Annotated in this window: 7 protein-coding genes; 5 read left to right on the top strand and 2 right to left on the bottom strand. The window is 71.4% G+C overall.

Features of this window, described 5'->3' with window-relative positions; genetic code table 11:
* The first annotated feature begins 77 nt into the window (after window positions 1-77).
* From sufD to I5E_RS05020, 4 genes are all read left to right on the top strand, one after another.
* Window positions 78-1,346 (top strand): Fe-S cluster assembly protein SufD, encoded by a 1,269-nt coding sequence (gene sufD, locus I5E_RS05035; RefSeq protein WP_022906028.1) that lies wholly within the window; start codon window positions 78-80, stop codon window positions 1,344-1,346.
* Entirely contained in the window at window positions 1,346-1,672 is a 327-nt protein-coding gene (locus I5E_RS05030; RefSeq protein ID WP_022906027.1) for a non-heme iron oxygenase ferredoxin subunit, read from the top strand. The genes sufD and I5E_RS05030 overlap by 1 nt, the downstream gene beginning before the upstream one ends.
* 105 nt (window positions 1,673-1,777) lie before the next feature.
* The gene (gene sufC / locus I5E_RS05025; RefSeq protein ID WP_022906026.1) at window positions 1,778-2,551 is read left to right on the top strand and encodes a Fe-S cluster assembly ATPase SufC; all 774 of its coding nucleotides are present in this window, start codon (window positions 1,778-1,780) and stop codon (window positions 2,549-2,551) included.
* The gene (locus I5E_RS05020) at window positions 2,551-2,880 is read left to right on the top strand and encodes a metal-sulfur cluster assembly factor (RefSeq protein WP_022906025.1); all 330 of its coding nucleotides are present in this window, start codon (window positions 2,551-2,553) and stop codon (window positions 2,878-2,880) included. Before sufC ends, I5E_RS05020 begins: the two co-directional genes overlap by 1 nt.
* Window positions 2,881-3,183: 303 nt before the next feature.
* On the opposite strand, the gene I5E_RS05015 is transcribed toward I5E_RS05020, so the two are convergent.
* The gene (locus I5E_RS05015) at window positions 3,184-3,783 is read right to left on the bottom strand and encodes a biotin transporter BioY (protein WP_022906024.1); all 600 of its coding nucleotides are present in this window, start codon (window positions 3,781-3,783) and stop codon (window positions 3,184-3,186) included.
* Between the two features lie 115 nt (window positions 3,784-3,898).
* Here I5E_RS05015 and I5E_RS05010 point away from each other — a divergent pair, with 115 nt between their 5' ends.
* A complete protein-coding gene (locus I5E_RS05010) occupies window positions 3,899-5,497 on the top strand; it encodes an ABC-F family ATP-binding cassette domain-containing protein (protein ID WP_031261586.1) in 1,599 nt (532 codons plus the stop codon).
* Between the two features lie 946 nt (window positions 5,498-6,443).
* Here the strand turns inward: I5E_RS05010 and I5E_RS05005 are convergent.
* Window positions 6,444-7,116, bottom strand: a 673-nt coding sequence (locus I5E_RS05005; protein ID WP_022906022.1) for an SURF1 family protein, incomplete at its 5' end; no start/stop codon positions are given.

Below are 7,116 nucleotides of genomic sequence, written 5' to 3'. Positions count from 1 at the left end.
CCCGCGAGCTCCCGATGGAGTACGCACTCGAACTCAACAAGCTCATCGAGATGAGCATGAAAGGATCCGTCGGCTAGATGTCCAGCACCACCCCTCCCCACATCGACCAGCCGATCGAGCCGTCCGCGGCCGCCCAGGCACCTGCCCAGCACGGCGCCGGCGCGCACACCGACGGCGGCTGGGACGCCCCGGACGCCAAGGTCCCCGTCCAGACCCGTTCGGAGCGCCCGCAGTCCGGCGACATCGACGCGTTCCCGACCGTCACCGGGCGTGAGGTGAACTGGAAGTTCGCACCCCTCGCGAAGCTCCAGCCGCTGCTCGACGGCGGGCTCGACGGCTCCGCGTACCCGTTCCTCGCCCGCCAGTCCGACGGTGCCGACGTCGAGTGGGTCCGCAGCGACGACCCGCGTGTCGGCACGGCCGGCCTGCCCGAGGACCGCGCCGCGGCCGCAGCATGGACCGCGCGTGACGCCGTGCTCGCCGTCACGGTCACGGCGACCGAGGCGCACGAGTTCATCACGATCACCCGTTCGGACTTCGGCACGCAGCCCCGCGCGGCGCACACGGTCATCACGGCCGAGGCGCACGCGCAGGGCATCGTCGTGCTCGACAACCGCGGTTCGGCACTCCTCAGCGAGAACGTCGAGATCGTCGCCCGCGACGGCGCGCGCCTGACCGTCGTCACCCTGCAGGACTGGGACGACGACGCCGTGCACGTGTCGACCCACTTCGCCGAGGTCGGCCGTGACGCCTTCCTCAAGCACGTCGTGGTGTCGCTCGGCGGCGCGGTCGTCCGCGTGAACCCGTCGACGCACCTCGGGGCGCAGGGCGCCGACACCGAGATGTACGGCGTGTACTTCGCCGACGCCGGCCAGTACATCGAGCAGCAGGTCTACGTGAACCACGACGCGCCGAACACGCGCGGTCGGGTCAACTACAAGGGCGCGCTGCAGGGCCAGGGCGCCCACACGGTGTGGATCGGCGACGTGCTCATCGGCCGTGCCGGTGACGGCACGGACTCGTACGAGCAGAACCGCAACCTCGTCCTCACCGACGGCACGCGCGCGGACAGCATCCCGAACCTCGAGATCGAGACGGGCAACATCGAGGGTGCCGGCCACGCGAGTGCGACCGGCCGCTTCGACGACGAGCAGCTGTTCTACCTGCAGTCCCGCGGGATCCCCGAGGAAGAGGCGCGTCGTCTCGTCGTGCTCGGCTTCCTCGTCGAGGTCATCCAGAAGATCGGCGCGCCCGAGCTCGAGGAACGCCTCATCGCCGCCGTCGAGCAGGAGCTCGCCGAGGGCCGCTCGGTCATCGCCGACGCGGCACCGGAGGCGTCCGCCTGATGTCGACGAAGGTCTGCTCCGAGGCGGACATCCAGGTGGACAGCCCGATGCGTGCCGTGGTCGACGGCACCGCGGTCGCCATCGTGAAGGACTCCGCCGGCACCGTGCACGCGATCGGCGACACCTGCACGCACGGGGACATCTCCCTGGCCGAGGGGTTCGTCGAGGGCGACACGCTCGAGTGCTGGGCCCACGGGTCCCGGTTCTCGCTGGCCACCGGCAAGCCGCAGAACTTCCCCGCCTACGAGCCCGTCCCGGTCTTCCGGGTCGAGGTCCGCGACGGCGACGTCTACGTCGACGTGCACGACCCCGTCCCGGTCGACTGAGCCCCTCCCGTCCCGGTCGACTGAGCCCCTCCCGTCCCGGCCGACCCCGGCCCCACACACGTCCCGCGGCTGACGCCGCGCACCAGCTGCAACCGAAGGAACGCAATGTCCACTCTCGAAATCCGTGACCTCCAGGTCTCGATCGACACCGATCAGGGCACCAAGGAGATCCTGAAGGGCGTCGACCTCACCATCAACGAGGGCGAGATCCACGCGATCATGGGGCCGAACGGCTCCGGCAAGTCCACCCTCGCCTACACGATCGCCGGCCACCCGCGGTACAACGTCGTCGGCGGCTCCATCACGCTCGACGGCGAGGACGTCCTCGCGATGAGCGTCGACGAGCGTGCCCGCGCCGGCATGTTCCTCGCGATGCAGTACCCGGTCGAGATCCCGGGCGTCACGGTGTCGAACTTCCTCCGCACCGCGAAGACCGCGATCGACGGCGAGGCCCCCGCGCTCCGCAGCTGGGTCAAGGACCTCCGCCAGTCGATGGCCGACCTCAAGATGGACTCGGCCTTCGCCGAGCGCAACGTCAACGAGGGCTTCTCCGGTGGCGAGAAGAAGCGCCACGAGATCATGCAGCTCGAGCTCCTCAAGCCGAAGTTCGCCGTCCTCGACGAGACCGACTCCGGGCTCGACGTCGACGCGCTGAAGATCGTGTCCGAGGGCGTCAACCGCGCCAAGGCCGCGACCGGCCTCGGTGTGCTCCTCATCACGCACTACACGCGCATCTTCCGCTACATCAAGCCGGACTTCGTGCACGTGTTCGTCGCGGGCAAGGGTCGCGAAGCAGGGGGCCCGGAGCTCGCCGAGCGCCTCGAGAACGAGGGCTACGACCGCTACGTGCAGGCCGCGGCCGCCGAGGCGCAGGCCTGATGATCACCGCACTCGCACCGGAGAAGTTCGACGAGGTCGTCGAGGGCCTGAAGGAGGTCCAGGACCCGGAGCTCGGCGTGAACATCGTCGACCTCGGACTCATCTACGACCTCGCCTGGGACGACGAGGCGACCGCGCTCGTCATCAGCATGACGCTGACGAGTGCGGGCTGCCCGCTGACGGACGTCATCGAGGGCGACACGGCGAACGCGCTGGACGGCATCGTCGACGCGTTCCGGATCAACTGGGTCTGGATGCCGCCGTGGGGTCCGGAGCGGATCACCGACGACGGGCGCGAGATGATGCGCGCGCTCGGGTTCTCGATCTAGTCGCGACCCCCTGACAGACGGGAGGCGCGNGTGCCNGCTGGNACCGCGCCTCCCGTCCGTCTGTGGCCGGGTCCCGGGCGCGCCCCGAGCGGGCGAAGTACGTCACGCTCGGCGTAGTGAAGCGGCCGGTTCCGCCCGCTCGGCGGGCGACGCGCGGCGTGTCCTGCCCGCTCGGCGGGCGGCGGACGGCGTGGTCTGCCGGTCCGCGCGGGCGGCCGACGGCGTGTCCTGCCCGCTCGCACGCACCCCGCGGACGTCGAAGGGCCCCACACCGGACGGTGCGGGGCCCTTCGAGCAGCGGATTCAGCGGCGGCCGACCAGCTTCCACGCCAGCGGCAGGACGCCGGCGGCGATGAGGGCCTTGGCGATGCCGCCGACGATGAACGGGTACAGGCCGGCGGCGAGCACCGACTGCAGGTCGTTCGGCGCGCCGAGCTGACCCAGGACGACCGCGAGCCAGGGCAGGCCCGTCACGAAGGGGATCGTGCTCGCGAGGGTGAAGGCGACCGCTGCACGGCCGACCTTGCGGTCCCACTGGTGCTCGGCGAGGCGTCCGACGACGGCCGCGGCGATGACGAAGCCGATGACGTAGCCGAAGCTCGGCGTCGCGAGGGCCGCGAGACCGCCCGTGTGCTCGGCGAAGATCGGTGCGCCGGCGAGTCCCGCCACCGCGTACAGCAGCAGCGAGAGGAAGCCGCGGCGCGCGCCGAGGGTCGCCCCGACGAGCACGACGGCCAGGGTCTGGCCCGTGATCGGCACCGGCCACATGGGCACCTGGAGCTGCGCCATGCCGGCGGTGAACAGGGCGCCTCCGGCGATCAGGGCGACATCGGTGGCCAGGCCGTGGGTGCGCAGACGGTCGGCGAGGACTGCGCGGCGAGCGAACCCGGTGGCGTTCGTCATGGATTCTCCTAGAATGGACTGCTGGTCCCGTTCGGGACCATCGGTCCCGTCAGCGTAGCGGTGCACCTCCCGCACACACCGTTGTGCACATCCACCAACTGATTGGACGTCTGCTGTGCTTGCCGTGCACGACCTCGAGATCCGCGTCGGGGCTCGCCTCCTGATGGAGAACGTGTCCTTCCGCGTCGAGAAGGGGGACAAGATCGGCCTCGTCGGCCGGAACGGCGCGGGGAAGACCACCATGACCAAGGCCCTGGCGGGTGAGACCCAGCCCACCGGGGGCAAGATCGACCGGTCCGGCGAGATCGGCTACCTGCCGCAGGACCCCCGCTCCGGTAACCCGGAGGACACCGCCCGCAAGCGCATCCTCGACGCCCGCGGGCTCGGCGAGCTCGTCGAGGGCATCCGCCAGGCCACGCTCGACATGGCCAGCACGGACACCGCCGTCGCCGAGAAGGCGATGCGTCGGTACAGCCGGCTCGACGACCAGTTCAACGCGCTCGGTGGCTACGCGGCCGAGGCCGAGGCGGCGTCCATCGCCTCGAACCTGAAGCTGCCGGACCGCATCCTCGACCAGCAGCTCAAGACGCTGTCGGGCGGTCAGCGTCGCCGCATCGAGTTGGCCCGGATCCTGTTCTCGGACGCCGAGACGATGATCCTCGACGAGCCGACGAACCACCTCGACGCCGACTCGATCATCTGGCTGCGCGAGCACCTGAAGACCTACCCCGGCGGCGTCATCGTCATCTCCCACGACGTCGAGCTCGTCGACGAGGTCGTCAACCGCGTCTTCTACCTCGATGCCAACCGCCAGTCGATCGACGTCTACAACATGGGGTGGAAGCTGTACCAGCGCCAGCGTGCCGCCGACGAGGAACGCCGCCGCAAGGAGCGCGCTAACGCCGAGAAGAAGGCCGCGACCCTCAAGGACCAGGCCGCCCGCTTCGGCGCGAAGGCCACGAAGGCCGCCGCGGCGCACCAGATGGTCGCGCGTGCCGAGAAGCTCCTCGCCGGACTCGAGGACGAGCGCGCCGTCGACCGCGTCGCGAAGCTGCGGTTCCCCACGCCGACTCCGTGCGGCCGCACCCCGCTGATGGCCGAGGGGCTGTCGAAGTCCTACGGCTCGCTCGAGATCTTCGCGGGCGTCGACCTCGCCATCGACCGGGGCTCGCGCGTCGTCATCCTCGGCTTCAACGGTGCCGGCAAGACGACGCTGCTGCGGATCCTCGCGGGTGCCGACCAGCCCGACACCGGCGAGATCCTCCCCGGGCACGGTCTCCGGATCGGCTACTACGCCCAGGAACACGAGAACATCGACGTCAACCGCACCGTCATCGAGAACATGGTGTCGGCGTCGAACGACCTCAACGAGACCGAGGCGCGGCGGGTGCTCGGCTCGTTCCTGTTCACCGGCGACGACGGCTACAAGAAGGCCGGCGTCCTCTCCGGCGGCGAGAAGACACGGTTGTCGCTCGCGATGATCGTCGTCTCAGGCGCGAACGTGCTGCTGCTCGACGAGCCGACGAACAACCTCGACCCGGCATCCCGCGAGGAGATCCTCGGCGCCCTCGCCGGCTACGAGGGTGCCGTGGTGCTCGTGTCGCACGACGCCGGCGCGGTCGAGGCGCTCAACCCGGAGCGCGTCCTGCTGCTGCCGGACGGCACCGAGGACCACTGGAACAAGGACTACGCGGAGCTCATCGAGCTCGCGTAGCGGGCGCGCGCGGTGCGGGCGCGGGTGGGCGCTCCCGCGAGCACGGTGCGGCGTTTGCCACCTGGTGCGGCGTAGACCGCTCGGTGCGAGGTCGTAGCGCGGCACGGTGCGGGCAAGCTCGCACGGGGTGACGGAGCGCGCACGGTGCGGTCTGGAGGCGCGGGGCGGGCTGGCGCCGCGCCTCCAGGCCGCCGGATGGGAGGCTCCCTGCGCGAGGCAGCCGTCATGGAACGGTGCGGGACGCGCCGTCGACCGCTGGGTGCGAGGTTGTAGCGCGGCACGGAGCGCGGAAGCTCGCACGAGGTGACGGGGCGCGCACGGTGCGGCCTGGAGGCGCGGGGCGGGCTGGCACCGCGCCTCCCGTCCGCAGAGTGCGGCGTTCCAAGCGCGCTGCGGCAGTCGGCGCACGGTGCGGGATTCGCCGTCTGGTGCGACGCTGATCGGTGGGTGCGCGCTTTCAGCGCGGCACGGAGCGCGGAAGCTCGCACGGGGTGACGGAGCGCGCACGGTGCGGTCTGGAGGCGCGGGGCGGGCTGGCATCGCGCCTCCGGGCCGCTGGATGCGGCGCTTCTTGCGCTGCAGCCGTCGTCGCGGTGCGGGTTCCGCCGTGTGGTGCGGCGGTGGCCGCTGGGCGCGCGCTTCCAGCGCGGCACGGTGCGGGCAAGCTCGCACGGGGTGCCGGAGCGCGCACGGTGCGGTCGGGAGGCGCGGGGCGGGCGGGCACCGCGCCTCCCGTCCGCCGGATGTGGCGCTGCCTGCGCGCTGCGGCAGTCCTCGCACGGTGCGGGACTCGCCGTCTGGTGCGGCGTCGACCGCTGGGTGCGCGCTTTCAGCGCGGCACGGTGCGGGCAAGCTCGCACCGGGTGACGGAGCTCGCACGGTGCGACGACGCGGCCCCGGCGAGCAGCGGAGACGCGGCGCGCAACGCGCACCGCCCGCCGGAGCGTCAGCGGCCGGCGTTGAGCAGCTCGTCCTCGATCTGGGCGTCCGACTTCGGCCTCGCGTCCTTGCGGCGCTGCCGCTCGAGGGCGCGCTCGCGTTCCTCGGGGTCGTCCTGGTTGAGGTTCCGGAACTCCTGCACCATCAGGTAGGCGAGGAACCCGAACCCTCCCGCGGCGAACATGAACCACTGGATGAAGTAGCTGAGGTGCAGGCCGGTGTCGGCGGTCGGACGCTCCCAGCCGAGCGGGCGCGCCTGGGTCGGGGCGGGGGACTCGGAGGCGAGCTGCCCGTACGCGCCCGTGTAGATCGGCGTGTCGACCTTCTTGTCGACGTCCGACAGCGTCACCGACTGCACCTGGTCGGTGTGCGCCGGATCGGTGCGGCCGGGGATGCGCGGCTCGCTCTGCTGCAGGCGGACGATCGCGGTCACCTCGCCGGACGGCGGAGCGGGGACGTGGTCGGGGGCGTCCTGCGCGTTGCCGGTGGGGACCCAGCCACGGTCGACGATGAAGGCCCGGCCGTCGGCGGTGACCAGGGGCGTGAGGACCTCGAAGCCGGGCTGGGCGTTGTGCACGCGGTTCCGGACGAGCAGCTGGTCGGCGGTGTCGTAGCGGCCGGTCACGCTGAACCGGGAGCCAGGTCCTTCGCGTCGTCCCAGCTGGACGCCGTCGGGGAGG

It is taken from the genome of Curtobacterium sp. B18 (genome assembly GCF_000333375.1).
In the GTDB taxonomy this organism is placed as follows: domain Bacteria; phylum Actinomycetota; class Actinomycetes; order Actinomycetales; family Microbacteriaceae; genus Curtobacterium.
Note: the sequence above shows the minus strand (reverse complement) of the source record. Positions and strands in the feature narration are given on the sequence as shown.

Coding starts and splice junctions, on each gene's coding strand:
- I5E_RS05030 (WP_022906027.1), top strand. CDS start 1,346: ATGTCGACGAAGGTCTGCTCCGAGGCGGACATCCAGGTGGACAGCCCG.
- I5E_RS05015 (WP_022906024.1), bottom strand. CDS start 3,783: ATGACGAACGCCACCGGGTTCGCTCGCCGCGCAGTCCTCGCCGACCGT.
- sufC (WP_022906026.1), top strand. CDS start 1,778: ATGTCCACTCTCGAAATCCGTGACCTCCAGGTCTCGATCGACACCGAT.
- sufD (WP_022906028.1), top strand. CDS start 78: ATGTCCAGCACCACCCCTCCCCACATCGACCAGCCGATCGAGCCGTCC.
- I5E_RS05020 (WP_022906025.1), top strand. CDS start 2,551: ATGATCACCGCACTCGCACCGGAGAAGTTCGACGAGGTCGTCGAGGGC.